Origin of the sequence: Flavobacterium hungaricum (genome assembly GCF_015182285.1) — a bacterium.
Taxonomy (GTDB): Bacteria; Bacteroidota; Bacteroidia; order Flavobacteriales; family Flavobacteriaceae; genus Flavobacterium; species Flavobacterium hungaricum.
On the sequence record NZ_PRDM01000001.1, the window covers coordinates 241618 to 258280 of the forward strand.

Annotated in this window: 13 protein-coding genes; 6 read left to right on the forward strand and 7 right to left on the reverse strand. The window is 35.7% G+C overall.

All coding sequences use genetic code 11. From position 1 onward, the window contains the following. Positions 1-9: 9 nt before the first annotated feature. The 5 genes from murQ to C4F50_RS00945 all read right to left on the reverse strand — a co-directional run bounded on the left by murQ (position 10) and on the right by C4F50_RS00945 (position 7823). A complete protein-coding gene (murQ, locus tag C4F50_RS00925) occupies positions 10-864 on the reverse strand; it encodes an N-acetylmuramic acid 6-phosphate etherase (protein ID WP_348536982.1) in 855 nt (284 codons plus the stop codon). Positions 865-881: 17 nt separating this feature from the next. Then, the gene (locus C4F50_RS00930; RefSeq protein WP_193844560.1) at positions 882-2075 is read right to left on the reverse strand and encodes an exo-beta-N-acetylmuramidase NamZ family protein; all 1194 of its coding nucleotides are present in this window, start codon (positions 2073-2075) and stop codon (positions 882-884) included. 110 nt (positions 2076-2185) lie between these two features. Further along, the gene (locus C4F50_RS00935; RefSeq protein WP_193844561.1) at positions 2186-3088 is read right to left on the reverse strand and encodes a hypothetical protein; all 903 of its coding nucleotides are present in this window, start codon (positions 3086-3088) and stop codon (positions 2186-2188) included. 26 nt (positions 3089-3114) lie between these two features. Then, positions 3115-4731, reverse strand: a complete 1617-nt coding sequence (locus tag C4F50_RS00940) for a SusD/RagB family nutrient-binding outer membrane lipoprotein (protein WP_193844562.1) — start codon at positions 4729-4731, stop codon at positions 3115-3117. Between the two features lie 11 nt (positions 4732-4742). After that, the gene (locus tag C4F50_RS00945; RefSeq protein WP_193844563.1) at positions 4743-7823 is read right to left on the reverse strand and encodes a SusC/RagA family TonB-linked outer membrane protein; all 3081 of its coding nucleotides are present in this window, start codon (positions 7821-7823) and stop codon (positions 4743-4745) included. 240 nt (positions 7824-8063) lie between these two features. On the opposite strand from C4F50_RS00945, the gene C4F50_RS00950 reads away from it, so the two are divergent. The 3 genes from C4F50_RS00950 (at position 8064) to C4F50_RS00960 (ending at position 11445) form a co-directional block, all read left to right on the forward strand. Further along, positions 8064-8813 (forward strand): DeoR/GlpR family DNA-binding transcription regulator, encoded by a 750-nt coding sequence (locus tag C4F50_RS00950; protein WP_193844564.1) that lies wholly within the window; start codon positions 8064-8066, stop codon positions 8811-8813. A 132-nt stretch (positions 8814-8945) separates the two neighbouring features. Next, positions 8946-9779 carry an alpha/beta hydrolase gene (locus C4F50_RS00955; protein WP_193844565.1) on the forward strand — a complete coding sequence of 278 codons (834 nt, stop codon included), beginning with the start codon at positions 8946-8948 and terminating at the stop codon, positions 9777-9779. A gap of 172 nt (positions 9780-9951) precedes the next feature. Beyond that, positions 9952-11445: a glycoside hydrolase family 10-like protein gene (locus C4F50_RS00960; RefSeq protein ID WP_193844566.1), complete on the forward strand. Its 1494-nt coding sequence runs from the start codon at positions 9952-9954 to the stop codon at positions 11443-11445. Between the two features lie 79 nt (positions 11446-11524). Here the strand turns inward: C4F50_RS00960 and C4F50_RS00965 are convergent, their stop codons facing one another. Further along, entirely contained in the window at positions 11525-11758 is a 234-nt protein-coding gene (locus tag C4F50_RS00965; RefSeq protein ID WP_193844567.1) for a hypothetical protein, read from the reverse strand. A 697-nt stretch (positions 11759-12455) separates the two neighbouring features. Between C4F50_RS00965 and C4F50_RS00970 the strand changes: the two genes are divergently transcribed. The 3 genes from C4F50_RS00970 to C4F50_RS00980 all read left to right on the forward strand — a co-directional run bounded on the left by C4F50_RS00970 (position 12456) and on the right by C4F50_RS00980 (position 14666). Further along, the gene (locus C4F50_RS00970) at positions 12456-12995 is read left to right on the forward strand and encodes a hypothetical protein (protein ID WP_193844568.1); all 540 of its coding nucleotides are present in this window, start codon (positions 12456-12458) and stop codon (positions 12993-12995) included. 157 nt (positions 12996-13152) lie between these two features. Then, on the forward strand, positions 13153-13710 hold the full coding sequence (locus C4F50_RS00975; protein WP_193844569.1) for a LemA family protein: 558 nt from the start codon (positions 13153-13155) through the stop codon (positions 13708-13710). Then, positions 13710-14666, forward strand: a complete 957-nt coding sequence (locus C4F50_RS00980) for a DUF3137 domain-containing protein (protein WP_193844570.1) — start codon at positions 13710-13712, stop codon at positions 14664-14666. The genes C4F50_RS00975 and C4F50_RS00980 overlap by 1 nt, the downstream gene beginning before the upstream one ends. 465 nt (positions 14667-15131) lie before the next feature. Here the strand turns inward: C4F50_RS00980 and nagA are convergent, their stop codons facing one another. Beyond that, complete coding sequence (gene nagA, locus C4F50_RS00985; RefSeq protein ID WP_193844571.1) at positions 15132-16247, reverse strand: N-acetylglucosamine-6-phosphate deacetylase; 1116 nt, start codon at positions 16245-16247, stop codon at positions 15132-15134. Positions 16248-16663 lie beyond the last annotated feature (416 nt).

The window sequence follows — 16663 nt, forward strand, 5'->3', positions numbered from 1 at the left end:
GTTTTAATTTTATTTTTTAGTTTTTTCCATTAAAACGGCTCGCACGCTTTTGTGTTTGTGCAGTAATTCCTCGGCCAGATCATATTCAATACCCAATTCTTCCATAATCATTTTGATGCCTCGTTTTACCAGTTTTTCATTAGACAGCTGCATGTCTACCATTTTGTTGCCTTTTACTTTTCCGAGTTTTATCATTACTGAAGTCGAAATCATGTTCAACGTCAGTTTTTGCGCTGTTCCGGCTTTCATTCTCGTACTTCCGGTCAAGAATTCCGGCCCAACGATTAACTCAATCGGAAAATCGGCTTCCTGAGCTGTTAATCCGTTACTGATGCAGGAAATACTTGCTGTTTTAATGTTGTGTTCTTTTGCTTTTTTTAATGCGCCCAATACATAAGGCGTATTTCCAGAAGCCGCAATTCCGATAATGAAATCTAAACTTGAAATTTCAAATTTAGCTAAATCTTTCCAAGCTTGTTCGGTATCGTCTTCAGCATTTTCAACCGCTTTTCTAATAGCTGTATCACCGCCCGCAATAATTCCGATAATCAGGTCATGCGGTACGCCAAAGGTAGGGGGACATTCAGAAGCGTCCAAGATTCCGATGCGTCCAGAAGTTCCTGCGCCGATGTAGAATAAACGACCTCCCAGCTGCATTTTTTTTACAATTGCTTTAACCAGTTTTTCAATTTTAGGAATCTGTTCTTCAATTATATGCGGTACTTTTTTGTCTTCTGTATTAATGCTCGTCAACAGTTCTTTCACGCTCATTTGGTCCAAGTCCTTATACAGAGATTCTTGCTCTGTTTCTGGAGTTTTATTTTTCATTTTTTCTTTTTTTTTTTGATTTGTGAAATAGTAGATTTTTGGGATTTTGATTTTTAATAAATCAAATACTGTTTTCGCATTATTTTAAAAGCTTCTAAATCTTTTTTCCAGCTTTCGCGGATGTCTTTTTCAGAAACTCCTTTTTCAATCTGCTGCTGCAATTTTTTAGTTCCGGCAAGTTTGATAAAAAAGGGATTAAAAAACTTCGTTTTATCAGCAGTGTTTTGGTAGGCCTTGATAAGCCATTTTAATTCTAATTGCTGGAGTTTTGGATAAGAAGTTAAATCTTCGCCAAAACATTCTTTCCCATTATAAACCGGATCTTTTGCACCAAAATTTGGTTTTGGCGTAAAGCTGAATCCTGTTTTCTTTAAATAAGGCGAACCGTAAATTTGAAATTGTTTTTCGGTGCCGCGTCCCATGCTTACATTGGTTCCTTCAAAAAGGCATAAACTGGCATATAAATTTATCGATTGATCATTTGGTAAATTGGGTGACGGTTTTACGAGTAAGCTGTAAGGCATTGTTCTCTTGTAATCGACACAAGGAATAATAGTTAATTTACATTGAACATCATTTTTCAGCCATTTTTGTCCGTTTATCATTTGTGCATATTCGCCTATAGTCATGCCGTGTAATAGCGGAATTGGGTGCATGCCCACGAAACTTGTAAACTCTTTTTCTAATAAAGGCCCGTCTACAATACTTCCGTTCGGATTTGGCCTGTCGAAAACAATAAGCGGAATGTTGTTTTCTGCGCAGGCTTCCATTACATAATGCAAAGAAGAAATATAGGTGTAGAAACGCGCTCCCACATCCTGAAGATCAAAAATCATGATGTCTATGTTGGCCAATTGCGCCGCTTTTGGTTTTCTATTTTCTCCGTAAAGTGAAACAATCGGAAGTCCGGTTTTTGAGTCTTTTCCGTCCACAACATGTTCACCGGCATCTGCCGTTCCTCTAAAACCGTGTTCGGGAGCAAAAATGGTTTGAAGCGCTGTTTTTTTCTCTAGTAAAAAATCAACTACATGTTTTTTATTGGATAAAATTCCGGTTTGATTGGTTACAATTCCAACTTTTTTATCTTTTAATAAAGGAAGGTATTTTTCGTAATTGTCGGCTCCGGTTTTAATTTCATTTAAGACTGGAACTTTATTTTTAACCTTCTCTTTTAAGGAAAAAGCAAATGCCGCATTGCAGGCAATTAAAAATAAAATAAATGTGATTTTTTTAAAGAATTGAAACATAGCATAAAAGTTTAATTACGATTAAAATTACATTTTTATAAAGATATAAAGAGGAATCTGAGATAAAACCGAACCATTTTACAATTTGAAAGTGGTTCGGTTTTTTAAGATTATTTATTAGTAATGTAGGTAACAGTTGGAGGGTTTGTTGTAGCAGTTGGTAATCCGCCGATAATTCCTCGGCAATATATTGTGTAAATTCTTCCTGCTCTAGGCACAAATGCTACACTGGCTGGATTGTTGGCAAGATTTGCAATTGTAGTTCCGGTGGTCGTTCCCGGTACATTTGTTGGAGAACCCGCCACGCGAACCTGTAATTGATAACCGCGGGTATCCGTTGGTTCTTGGGGTTCGATTGGGATAAATTTTTCGTCACCGCCTTTAAAGGTTACATTTCGATAAGTATACACCTCTTTTGTGACAACGGGTGTTGCGCCTATAATTGAAGTTTCTTTTAACAGACCTAAATCATAACCCGCTGGTGCCGAATTGCTAATTACATTTATAAAACGAATATAAGCTTTTGTTTCGTCTAAATCGGTAACGCTTAAATCGTCATTTAATTGATAAAGAGAATAAACAGGAGGAGTTACCGAAGGTGGCGTAGACAATAAAAAACTAGTGTAATATTTGTTTTTTTCTGTCACAATATTTCCATCATAAATAGTAACGGCTGGGGTTGCAGGAGTTTTAACGCTCAACGGCTGTGTTCCAGGTTTCATTAATACATAATTAATCGGTATTGGATATTGGGCTCCATAGCCCATTCCGATAGGAATACCAGTACTTACAGCAACTGCCGTAATTTTTTCTGTTCCTGTAAAATAGTTTATCTGAAAATTGGTGCCATTTGGCCCTACCGCACTGTGTACAAATTTTACGTTTGCGGCGCCTTCAATTCCTTCAAAAGTCTGCTGAGGTGTAAAGTCATTTTCATCCCCGCAAGAAGTAAAAGCCAGTAATCCAAGAATTGGAATGATTGACTTTTTTAAATTATTGAATATATTTTTCATCTGATTCGGTTTTTAGTTGATATAAGTTACGGTTGAGAAAACCACATTTCTACAGTATGGTAATCAACTTTATCTGCGCCAATGGCTTTTAAAGCGTCAAAATTCCAAACGTATTCTGAGTTAAATCTAGGGCGAACTCGATAAGGCATTTTTCCGTTATTGTCCACAAATATCCCTCCATTTGGAGTAAGATTCATTGTTTTGTAAATATTTACATTGTCGTAATGGTATTTACGTAAATCGGTCCATGTTTCAAGCATTCCGTAACCAAATAGCGCAACATATTTTTGAAGCATAATGTGGCTGATCGTCAAGTCTGCAGCATTTGGAACAATATTTACATTCGTTAAAAACGCTGTTTTTTCTGCCGCTGTGATTGTTGAGGTAATCGGGAAAGTTGTGCTTACAACCGTATTTGAATTTACAAAATCAATATTGGCGTCAATTGCTTTTCTGTAAGCGTCTAAAGCCATTGCTTTATCTCCTTTTATAAAAGCAGCTTCCGCTTTAATAAACTGAATTTCAGAATAAGTCATTAACGGAAAATTAGCCTTATCTCTAAATAAATATCTTCCTGGCGTTGTAATAGTTCCGGCAGTATAAGTTCCATAGATATTTGGAATTCTGCTTACGTTTGTAGCAGTTGTAGAAGCCGTTGTGTTTAAAGGATTTCCGTTGAATGTATATTTACTCGCATCTGGGTTTGCGGCAGAATTAGGAGCTGTTTCAGAAAGCCCTACAGAAGGAGCTAAGACTCTCGAAATTCTAGGATCTTTTACACCTCCAAAAATAGTTCCGTCCATTGTTCTTACAGCAAAATCGGTTTGACGGTAAGTATTAAAATTGTTTCTTCCCGGGCCGTAAAAATTAATGTCTGCAGCAACAGTTCCGTTGTATCTAATTAAAGCATTGTCTGCATTAGAAGCCAATGATTTATCGCAGTATTCAATAACTTTATCAGGATTATAAGAAGCTTTGTTGATTTGATTGTTCAAATTTCGAGCTAAAACCCCGTAAGCAAATTTTACCCATTTAGAGCGGTCGCCGCCATACATTTTGTCACCGCCGGCAGTGTAGGTTTGAGAAACATTTCCATCTGTACGATCCAAATCGGTTAAACCTTCATTCAATAAACGCACTACTTCTGCGTATACTTTATCTTGAGAAACATAATCAAAAGAAAGTCTTTGTGTAAAAACTTGATCAAAATTGATTAATTCAGAATGATAATCGGTAGCAACCTGCCAAGTCCAGGCTCTAATTACTTTTGAGATTCCTGTAATGTCATGGCGCTGTTCTGCTGCCGCTTTTTCTTGTAATTTGGTTAAGTTTAAACCAATTGCAAAATAAGTCATTTTCCAGATTTCACCGCCCGTATCGCTGTTTGCTTGATAACCAAAACGATCCCATTCGCTTCCGACCGCTCCAACTGTGGCAATACTAAAGTTTTGTATGTAACGACCGAGACAACGATTGTCAAATTGCAGTCCAACAGCCATCTGCTGTTCAATTGGAGGCATTAAAGCAGTTGCCGAAACATCAACCGGAAAACTCGGATTTACGTTTATATCTTCTAGGTCATTACACGAAACCATTATGGATACAAGACCTAATGCTGCTATATATGTTTTTATATTTTTCATTGTTCAATTAATTAAAGTCCGATTTTCAATCCTAAATTCAAACCTCTTGGAGTAGACAAAGTACCAAAGTCAAAGCCAGTTCCGCCGGCGCCGCCTACAGATGCGTTAGTTCCGTTTACAGCAGGATCAGCACCTGTATAGTTAGTGATGATAAAAACATCAGTCATGGTTAAGTACAGCGAAAGATTGTTGATAAAAGTCTTTTTCAAAATTTCAGAAGGCATTTGATAGCTCAATGTAATGTCTCTCATTCTTAACCAATTGATGTCTTTTTCGATAAAATCCGCATCAATTGCACCTGTTCTATAATATTCGTTTTGAACACTTGGACGAACCGGAATATTATTTTGTGTTGGTGTTGCAGAATTTTCTAAACCATCTCTTAGAACACCTTTTACAATTCTGGTTTGGCCGCGGTCTAACGTTTTGGTAGACAAACCATTTTGGTACAAATAGAACTCAGTTGCGTTGTAAATGTCACCTCCTTTTCGAATGTCTAATAAAAATGATAAACTCATATTTTTATAGACAAAAGTGTTTTGAAGTCCCAGCATAAAATCTGGATTTCTATCGCCGACAATTTTAAAGTTAGGGTCTTTTAAAGCATATCCTGTATTGGGGTCAATAAGAGGATCTCCGTTATTATTTCTTAAATAATCATTTCCTGTTAAAGTAGTCAGCGGATTTCCAACCGTTACACCGCCGCGTACATTTCCGTAAAGCCAAGTGTCTGAAACATAATATTCTGAGATAACTGACGGAAGATTTAATAATTTTGATTGTGTTTTACTAAAGTTTGCGCTTACATCCCAAGAAAAATTTTCTTTTTTAACTGCTGTTGCATTTAAAGTAATTTCCAAACCTTGATTTTGTAAATCGCCAAAATTAGCAGAAGTCACCACAAATCCTGTCCCATAGCTCAAGCGCATGTTTTTCAGGATCGGATCAATTGTTTTGGTACTGTAAACCGCAACATCTAATCCGATACGGTTGTTAAAGAATTTTAATTCTGTACCTAATTCAAAAGATTTACGAAATTCTGGTTTTAAATTCGGATTTGCTCCAGTAACCCCATAAGCATAACCTCCATCTGTAGTTAACTGAGGTGTAAAAACAGGTTCTGCAGAATAAGGAGAAGGAATGTTTGCTGCTTCTGCGTATGATGCTCTAATTTTTCCGTACGAGAAAGTTTCTTTATCCTTTAATCCGTTTAGGTTTGAGAATACAAAACTCGTTGAAACAGAAGGATAGAAAAATGGATCTGGCAAAACAGAGGTCCAATCTTCACGACCTGTTAAAGTCAAATAAGCAATTTTGTTGTAATCTAGACTCACCTCAGAAAAGAAACCAATAATTTTGCTTTCAATTATTCTTTCCTGCGATCTTTGAGTAGTTGCATCGGTATTGTTGATAGAGTAGAAGTTCGGATCAAAGAATTTACTTCCTGTTGTAGATAAAATTCTATAACTGTTATCATTAACCGAATTTCCGACCATTATTTTAGTATTAAACTTTCCGAATGATTTTTTACCTGTAACCAATAAAGTCGTGTTTAAATTACTGGTATTAGAATAATAAGATTCCAAGTAACCTCCAGAGGCAATTCCAGCGTAAGATTCTGGATGAATAGCTCGATAACCCTGAGCAGAATTTACGTCCCAGCCCACGCGACCCGTAATGTTAAGCCAAGAATACGGATCGTAAACTAAACCAACGTTGGTAATAAAACGGTTATTAAAATCTTCGGATAAATTTTTGTTTACATCCCAAAACGGGTTATCATTTTCAGCATCCAATGCACCGCTGGTAATTTTTCTTCTAGTTCCGTCAGCATTTAAGTAATCGCTGGCATCATCATTTGCAGGCCACGCTAAAAGAGAAAGCAAATATCCAGCACTGGTTACACCTGGAATTTGCACCGCAGCCCCAGCACCTTTTGCGGCTTTCTGATTGTCAGATTTTGTGAAGTTAAAAGACGCTTCAGATCTTAGTTTAGGAGATAATTTTGCAGTAGCATTCAAATTAGCAGTCAATCGGCTGTATCCTGTATTGGGCACAACGCCTTCCTGCTCTAAATTGGCAAGAGATAATCGATAAGAAGTGGTTTCTGTTCCGGCTTCAAACGATAGGTTATGGGTGGTAGAAACTCCAGTTTTAAAGAAATTTTCCAGGTTATTGTATAATTTAGTTCCTTCTGGATAAGCTGTTCCAAATTGTCTTCTGTAATCGGGATTGTTTACACCGTCAGACCCTCTTTGATAAACTTTTTGAGTTTCAGGAAAACGGTAGATATTATCAAACCTGGTGTTAGTAGAATAAGTAAGTCTTCCAACCCCTTTTTTACCTTTTTTAGTAGTAATTACGATAGCACCATTTCCAGCCTGCATTCCGTAAAGCGCTGCAGCCTCAGGTCCTTTTAAGATCACTACCGATTCAATATCATCGGGGTTAATATCGGCCCCTCTGTTGGTGTAATCCTGCGTTCTGTTTGGAGCATTTGAAATCGTTAATTCCTGATTCATTGTCTCGTTACTTACCGGTAATCCGTCAATTACGTACAACGGAGAATTACTGCCGCTAAGCGAATTTACACCTCTTAACTGAATCGCTGCAGATGCTCCCGGCGCGCCAGAAGTACTTGTAACGGTAAGACCCGCGACACGACCTTGCAATGCAGTAGCAAAATTAGGACGTTGTGTTTCAGCAATTTCTTTACCTTTTACTTCTTGTACCGAATAACCTAAAGATGATTTGTTTCGCACAATACCCATAGCTCCCACAACAGTAACATTGTTTAGCGTTTGAGCACTTTCAGAAATTACAATTGTTAGATTGGTGCCATTTACAATAACTTCTTTGGTGTTAAAGCCAATGTAGGTAACAAGAAGAACTTGTCCTGGATTTGCTTTAATAGAAAACGTTCCGTCTGCTCCTGTAGAGGTCTGGTCGTTAGTTTCCTGCACTGCAATATTTGCGCCTGGCAAAGTGTTTCCTGTGCCGTCTGTAACTTTACCTTTTACGATATTATTTTGTGAATAACTGGTTAGTATTCCAAAAATAAAAAGTAAAAGAATTAAAAACTTTTTTTTCATAGCGGTTAATTTTGGTTATCAAGCAAATATATCTAATTATTGCATACAAATGCGATATTTTTCTGTTTTGTGAAAAAATAATCTTAAAAAATGCAAAATAATGCAAACAATAAATCTTGTTTCTTCTTTATTGCTATCTGGTTAGTTTATTGATGCGTTATGTTGCCGAAGTTGCTCAAAAACACACTATTTAATTTTTTAATTTGATATATTTGTCTTGAATTTTTAAATCGAAAAATAATGCTGAAAGCTGAAAGACATAAATTTATAATGACTAAACTACTTGAAGAGCATAAAGTTGTTACTACAGATTTAGCTTTGGCGCTCGATTTATCAGAAGACACTATTAGACGGGATTTAAACGAATTAGACAGTAAAAAGCTTCTAGAAAAAGTATATGGCGGTGCCATTAAATTTGTAGAAAAATCGTCAGATGTGTTTCAAATTGCGATTAATGCAGAAGACGAAAAGAAAAAAATTGTTACAAAAGCACTTTCTTTACTGCATGACGGACAAGTGATTATTATGAGTGGCGGCAGCACTAATTTGGTATTTGCAAAGCTTATTCCGTCCGATTTAAAAGCTACTATTTACACGTACAGCCTTCCAATTGCCATGCAGCTGTCACAGCATCCTAATGTAGATTTAATATTTATTGGAGGAAAAATGCAAAAAAACGCAATGGTCACTATCGGGATGGATGTGATACAAGTAGTCTCCAAAATAAAAGCCGATATTTGTTTTATCGGTGCCAGCAGTATAAGCGTCAAACAAGGACTTACAGAAGTTGGTTATGAAATTTCTATAGTTAAGAAAGCAATGATAGAAGCCTCCGAGAAAGTAGTCTCGATGTTTTCGTCAAATAAGCTAAATACAAAAATGCCCCATGCTGTGTGCGACCTGAGTCAATTAGATACTATTGTGACCGAATTAGATCCGCAGGATGCTGTATTAGAAGAGTATAGAAAATCGGGTGTTTTTGTTTTATAATTTAATGTTTATTATAATTTAACGTGCGTTTTTGTGCGTTTTTAGGTATTTATAACGCATAATACTGCAGATTAATAAATTCGCTCTGTATTTTGTATATATTTGTTTAAAATAATCGACAAAAAACCGAGTATGAAAAACAACCACTATCTAGCCAGTATACTACTTTTCTTTGCCCTGATTTTTGCTGCAAAAGCGGCGCAGGTTGATACCATTCAAGTTTTTAGCGCTTCAATGAAAAAAAACATCAAAACTTGTGTGATGCTGCCGGATAATTATAAAAAAAGCACTAAAAAATTCCCCGTTGTTTATCTTCTTCATGGTTACAGCGGTAATTATGCTTCTTGGGCAAAAGACTTCAAAGCACTTAAAAAGCAGGTTGATCTCTATAATTTTATTGTAATTGGTGTAGACGGAAATTATTCGAGCTGGTATTTTGACAGTCCGATTGATCCTTCTTTTAAATATGAAACTTACGTAACTTCAGAGTTGGTTGCGTATATCGATAAAAATTACAAAACTATTGCGAACCGCGATGCACGCGCCATTTCTGGTTTAAGTATGGGCGGACACGGCGCTTTGTACCTTTCAATCAAACATCAAGATCTTTTTGGCGCAGCAGGAAGTATGAGCGGAGGTGTAGATTTTCGCCCGTTTCCAGATAATTGGGACATCAAAAAACGTCTTGGTACAATAACAGAATTTCCTGAAAACTGGGATAAAAATACCGTTGTCAACATGCTGGACTTGCTGCCAAATAACAGTTTAAAACTAATTATAGATTGTGGTATTGATGATTTTTTTATGAAAGTAAACCGAGATCTTCACGGCAGATTACTCGACAAGAAAATCAACCACGATTACATCGAACGCCCCGGTGAACACAATATGGCTTATTGGGAAAATGCGCTAAAATTTCAGCTTTTGTTTTTTAGTAATTTTTTCAATGAAAAGACAAAAATATAAGCGCATACAGTGCCGATAACCTCACAAATCAGTTTTATGTAAATTCTGGATGTTATCCTAACGGTTTTCCGAGATTACAAAATAAAGATTAGAACTTTGCCAACACAACGTAAATCATTGCAGCAGTTTTAGCGATTGCGTTTAAACTTTCATTATACTAACCCAAAACAAGATGAAAAATATCCAGATTTTATTGCTGTTTTTATGCTTTCAATCCATTCTTTTTGCACAGCATTCGCCAAAAAGAGAAATGCGTGCGGCATGGATTTCTACTGTAGAAAATATCGACTGGCCGTCTAAACCGGGGTTATCAGACAAAGATATGAAAGCCGAAATGATTACTATTTTGGACAATCTTCGCTCAAACAATCTTAATACTGTCATTTTTCAGATTCGTCCAACAGCAGACGCTTATTACAAATCGACCAAAGAACCCGCTTCACATTGGATCACGGGAAAACAAGGAGTTGCCCCAGGTTTTGATCCGCTGCAATTGATGATTGACGAAGCTGGAAAAAGAGGAATGAACGTGCATGTATGGCTCAATCCGTATCGTGTACAAAAAGATACGGTAAGAGATGTATTGGCAAAATCCCATTTGTTTTTTAAGAAACCAAACTTGTTTTTGACTTACGGAAAAAGCCGCTATTTTAATCCAGGATACAAAGAAACCAGAGATTTTGTCTCTTCTGTAGTGGGCGAAATAGTGCGCAAATACGATATTCAAGCAATTCATATGGACGATTATTTTTACCCGTATAAAATTGCAGGCCAGGAGTTTCCAGATGATGCCGCTTTCGCTAAAGAACCGCGCCAGTTTCAGGATAAAGACAATTGGAGAAGAGACAACGTTGATTTGATTATCAAACAAATCAGAGATACGATTATGGCCAATAAACCAGAGGTAGAATTCGGAATTTCGCCTTTTGGCGTTTGGCGTAATAAAGCCAAAGACGCTGACGGATCTGATACAGCAGCGGGTGCAACCAACTACGACGATTTGTATGCGGATATTTTAAAATGGCAGAAAGAAAACTGGATCGATTATGTAACACCGCAATTGTACTGGCATATTGGTTTTGATAAAGCCAATTTTGAAATTTTGGCAAAATGGTGGGCGGCGCACAAGTATGGCACCAATGTATACATCGGACACGGCGATTACAAGATTGCGACTACGGCAAAAGAACCAGAATGGAGAAGTGCCGATCAAATTGTGAAACAAATCGAAATGATTCGCAAAATGCCCAACATAGACGGTTCCATGCATTTTACGGCATCCACTTTTTTGAAGAAAGGCGATACACTCAGAAAACCTTTAGTTAATAAGCCGTACAAATACATTGCCTTAACTCCCGAAGCGAACAGAATAACGAGATTAAAACCGCAGGCGCCGACAAATGTTACGGCGATTCTAAAAGCAGATAAAGGAATTTTAAGCTGGAAAGCAGCTTTGAACAATAAAAAATACGTGATTTACAGATTCTTGAAAGGAAAAATTACCGATTTCTCCAATCCGGAAAATATTTATTATGTTACAACGGCATTAAAACTAGAAGTACCCCACGCAGATTTTAATAAATATACGTATGCTATTACGGCTTTAAGCCAAACACAAACCGAAAGCGCTCCAGTAGAATTTGTAATGCAGGAAAATAAAAGCTGATTTTTAAAATTGACAAGATTGGGCGAAATCCTCATAAAAAACCTCGATCTACAAAATCGAGGTTTTCATTTTTTAATCCTTACTCTAATTCCAAATAAGGGTTTAAAGTTTCAGCAAGTGCATTGAGCCAATACAAACCATCTCTTAATTTGGTCATTTCACTTTGAAGCGTTTCGTTTTTGCTCATAACGCCTAGAGAGAGCGTAAAATTTACCTGCCTTAGTGTTTTAGCCAATTCTTCAGGTTCGATTCTGTTGTTGAAAAAATTCAAAAGCCTGTTTTCGGTTTCTTTTGAAATGTTGTTGATACTCATAACTTGACATTTTTGATTAAATCCATTACATTATTGTATAGTTTAATACAATTTAGTTGCAATGGAAAGTTTATAAATTCTTACTGTCGTAGTTTAAGAGCTATAAAAGTATAAAAACAAATGATATTAAGTAAGAAAAATAATATATTAATTTAAGAAGGTATAAACTCAGTTAATTTTCTAAATAGTTTGTCATTTTACAAAAAGCCGAAAACATTCTTATGAAACGGAATGTCCTAGCCCCGATAGAAGTGGAAATCCTTTTTTATTTTATCTTTAAAAATAAAAAAGATTGTAACGTCCCGAGGCTTCGGGAGCGGGATTAGCTCCTGAAAAAATATTTGGTTTTATCATAGAAATAGAAATGAAAAATATTGTCGAAATCTCTTTCGGGAATAACATTTTTTGATAAAAATTCAAACTTGTTTCGTATGGTTTGTCATTTCGACGAAGGTGACTCGAGCGATAGCGAACGGGCTAAGCAAATCTCCGCAAGTAGGTCGACAAGCAAAGTCGCCAATCTTTGTAGAATATGAGTTGTATAAACTTATCAATAAATAGATTTTAGGCTGGGTAATAATAGAAGACATTGAAGTAACTTCTTTTGGCTGTGTTTTTAAAAATTATAGAGTGCTTCAAGAATCGTTTTAAATTTCATGTTAGTTTTGATCTTTAAAACTTTAAAAATTTATGAATAATGACATTAAATGAAATAAAAGAAATTCAGGAATTTTATCTTTCAAGAAAAGATTGTTTCGATTCTCGGGATTATGAAATGCAGATTCTAGAGGGTTTTTGGAAAGAGATAAACTGGTCAGCACTTTCGGATGATGAAAAACTGGAATTCAGAAAAACAGAACTCAGGAAAAAACACGTTTATAAAGAATTGTATTCAGATTTGGTCGTTTTGTATGAAGAGACTGTAATCGAATTGATTGTATTGCTGATGCAGTTTTTTGAAGATATTAGTTCGGTAGTTTTTGATAAGGAAAACATGTCGGACGAGGAGTTTGTTTTGTTTCGATTAAAAAACATGCTTTATTTTGAGCTGCTTACTGTACAAAGAAAGATGAAACTTAAATTTTCTGGACATATTCTTTATGAGGATATTATGGAGCCCATTTTTGATGAGATAGAAAAAACACCTTATTACGAGCAATACGAATTAGAGAATTTAAGAAAAACGTATAAGTTTGTCTGCGAATTATTTTTAAAAAGACCTTATGAGGAATCGTAATTTTCTCTCGAATTTTACAGGATTTAAGGACTAAACCTAACAGAATAAGGTATAAATTAGTTGGTTAAAAACATTTAAAATAAAATGCATTTTCAAATAGAAATGGTATTTCATTTTATTTATATTTGTCAGAAACCAATTAAAAAATAAACTAAAAATGATTGTTATTCTAGGACTTGTAGTTTTCTTATTGATTATAGGAATCGTGATTTATAATTCGCTTATCGGAAAGCGAAATCAGGTGACCAATGCATTTTCGGCTATTGATGTAATGCTTAAAAAACGTTTTGATTTGATTCCGAATCTTGTTGAGGTCGTAAAGCAGTATATGAATTATGAGCAGGAAACTTTAACCAAAATTGTTGAGCTTCGTGCCAAAGCGGTAAGTGGTACTCTAAGCGATCAGGAAAAAGCAGTTGTTGACGCGCAGTTGAGCGCCAGCGTAAAAGGTTTGATGGTAAATGTTGAGAATTATCCAGACTTAAAAGCAAACTCTAATTTTAATAATCTTCAGGCTGCTTGGACAGAAAGCGAAGAGCAGATTGCGGCAGCAAGAAGAACCTACAACGCTGTGGTAACCGATTATAATAATGCGATTATGATGTTTCCTGGAAATATGTTTGCAGGAATGCTGGGATATACCAAAATTGAGGTTTTGGCCACTCCAGAAGAAGAGCGTAAAAATATAAGTGCAAAAGAACTTTTTAATTCTTAATGGATTCAGAAATAAACACTCAGGAAAAACTGCAGCAAATACTGAATACCTTAGAAATTGATCGAAAAAAAATAGCCGAAACCTATCAAACCTGCTATATCTTATTTGGTCTGACGGTATTGATTTTGGTTATTGGAGTCTTTACCGGATTTGCCGCGTTTGGCATGATCTGTTGTTTACTTCCTTTGATTATTGGCATTGTCATGTATTTTCGTATTGCCGAAGATGCTGTAGAATACAAAAGCAGTTTTAAAAGAAATGTAGTCGGGGCGGCTTTGAAAGGAATTAACGAAACGCTGACCATTACACCTCAAAGCGGACTTCCGGAATATGAATTTATAAGTTCTGATCTTTTTAGTACAGAACCCGACCGCTACAAAACGGAGGACATGATCGGCGGTGTAAATGAGAAAACTTCTTTTTATTTTGCCGAAGTTCATGCTGAGTACAAAACCGAAAAGCAGAACAATAACAGGACAGAAACCGAATGGCAAGATATTTTTAAGGGAATTATTTTTGTTGCTGACTTTAATAAAAATTTCGAAGTATCGACTGTTGTGCGTCCAAAGAATTTTGGTAATTCAGTAAGATCTTGGTTCTCAAAAAATGTTTTTAATGTTAACAGCAGTGCAATTGTACAGTTAGAAAATACCGATTTTAATAACACATTTGTTACGTATTCAAGCGATCAAATAGAAGCAAGGTATATTTTGACACCCGCTCTGATGGAAAGAATTTTGGACTTAAACAGTAAATCTGACGCAACAATTTCGCTTTCTTTTATAGCTTCAAAAATGTATATCGCTTTTCCGTTAGATCATAATTATTTTGAAGCGCCTATTCATCAGACTCTTTTGACTGATGATTTACTGCAAAATGATCTTTCGATTGTCAAATTCATGCACGATATTGTTCACGAATTGGATTTGAACACGAGGATTTGGGGTAAAGAATAGTTTTGAATGCCGCTGAAACAGATTTATAAATAGAATCAAAAAAACTGCGCAAATCTGCGTCTTCGTGTTAACGAATCTGTCAAATCTGAGTACGATATTGAGTTAGAAAATAGTATAAATTAACCCTAATTGCAAAATATGAAATCAAGTTTAGCTTATGTTTTCCATTTTTTATATTGGTGCTGGTTTATTTTTTTCTTTTTTTTCGTATTAGATGAAATTTTTGCCCTTAGCGAAGCTTTAATTGGTGAGGGCAAGATTTTTATGATTGTGATTACTTTTGTTTTATTCTTCGTCGGACTTTTTCTGTATTTATTCAGCCTTACTTTTGAAAGTGAAAATCAAATGCACAAACATGTCCGAGCCGGTTCTCTCGTTTTGTGCGTTATTTTGATCGTTGTCTTTTTTATAGTTTTTAAAAACAACAGCGAGTTGAGGGTTAGATATTAAAAACAAATAAAAAAACTAAAAAACTAAAGTCGTTGTCTCAGACAAATCAGAATTAAAATGAACAAATGAAGCAGGAAACCCCGCTTTAATTTTTCCGTATCGATCTCCTAATCCGATCGCGTCTGCAACACGGCAGGTTGCCATTTTTAGGGCTTCATCTACCGAAGCATTTAAATATTGGTGTGCATTCTGTACCGCTTCTTCCATAGAAATTGTCGCTCCAGCCAGATTTCCGTCTTCATTTCTGTAAAAGCCATTTACCAAATGCGCATCAAAATTATCCCATTTAAAACTTTCAACTTTGCGTCCCAAGAAAGTAGCATCGCTTATCAAGAAGAATTTTTCTTTTTTTAATTGGTACGCTATTTTAGCTGCTGCATAATCGGAGTGAACACCGTCTAGAATCACGGGAGCAAATACATTTTCGTTTTCAAAAACAGCACCAACCAAGCCCGGTTCGCGATGCCCGAATTGTGTCATGGCATTAAACAAATGCGTAACGAGTTTTATACCTTTAGAAAAATAATGCTGTGCTTCTTTATAAGTAACGGTCGAATGTCCGATCGAAATTACAAAACCACTTGCCAAAAGCATCTCAAGCTGTTCGTCTGTAAAACATTCGGGCGCAATTGTAATTACTTTAATCACATCTTTTCCGTATTCGATAATTTCTTCAAGTTCAGCATTTGTAGGTTTTCGAACCTGATCGATGCTGTGCGCGCCGCGTTTCAACGGATTGAGAAACGGACCTTCTAAATGCATTCCGATTACGCCGTTATTGTGCTTGTTTCTATAACTGCGTACTGCTTCAATTCCTTGCAGAATGGTTGCTCGAGAAGAAGAGATCAGACAAGGCAGTACGTGAGTTGTGCCATATTTCAGGCTTGCATCATAAATATCTTGAATTGTTTCTTCTGTCGGACTTTGACTGAAATATTTTTTCTCGCCTCCGTTTATCTGAATATCAATAAAACCAGCCGCAATGTGTTTTCCTTTTAAATCAATTATCTCAATATCGTGAGGAGTTTCTTTTTGAATAGAAAGTATAATGCCGTTTTCAATAATAATTACTCCGTTAGTTATTATTTCTTCGCCCGTATGTATTGTTGTATTGATAATTGCTTGTTTCATTTTTTTAGCTCGTTTAGAGTTTGGATAATGCCGAGATTTATTCTTTAAAAGATTTGCTTACAGTCAAATAAAAAATGTTTTATCTGCTTCTTCCTGATAAGGAATGTGTTTAATCTGCGTTGTAATCTAGAAACCCAATTTGAAAATCAAATCAGCAGCTTTCTTAAGAGACGAATTTAAGTTAATTTGAATAAAATAAAGAGAGTACTTTCAAATTTCTGTTTTCAAATTTATTCTGTTTTACTTTGGATTTAAAGCTGTTTTATGGTGAAAAAAGATTCGAATAAAAAAGCGAATAAAATTTTAAGAAATAATGGCTGAAATCTTTAAAATAAAACGGTTAAAGCTGTGAATCTTTAACGCTTTTGAGCTAAAAAATAATTATTTTTGCAACTCAATTTTAGACCAGAAAATAA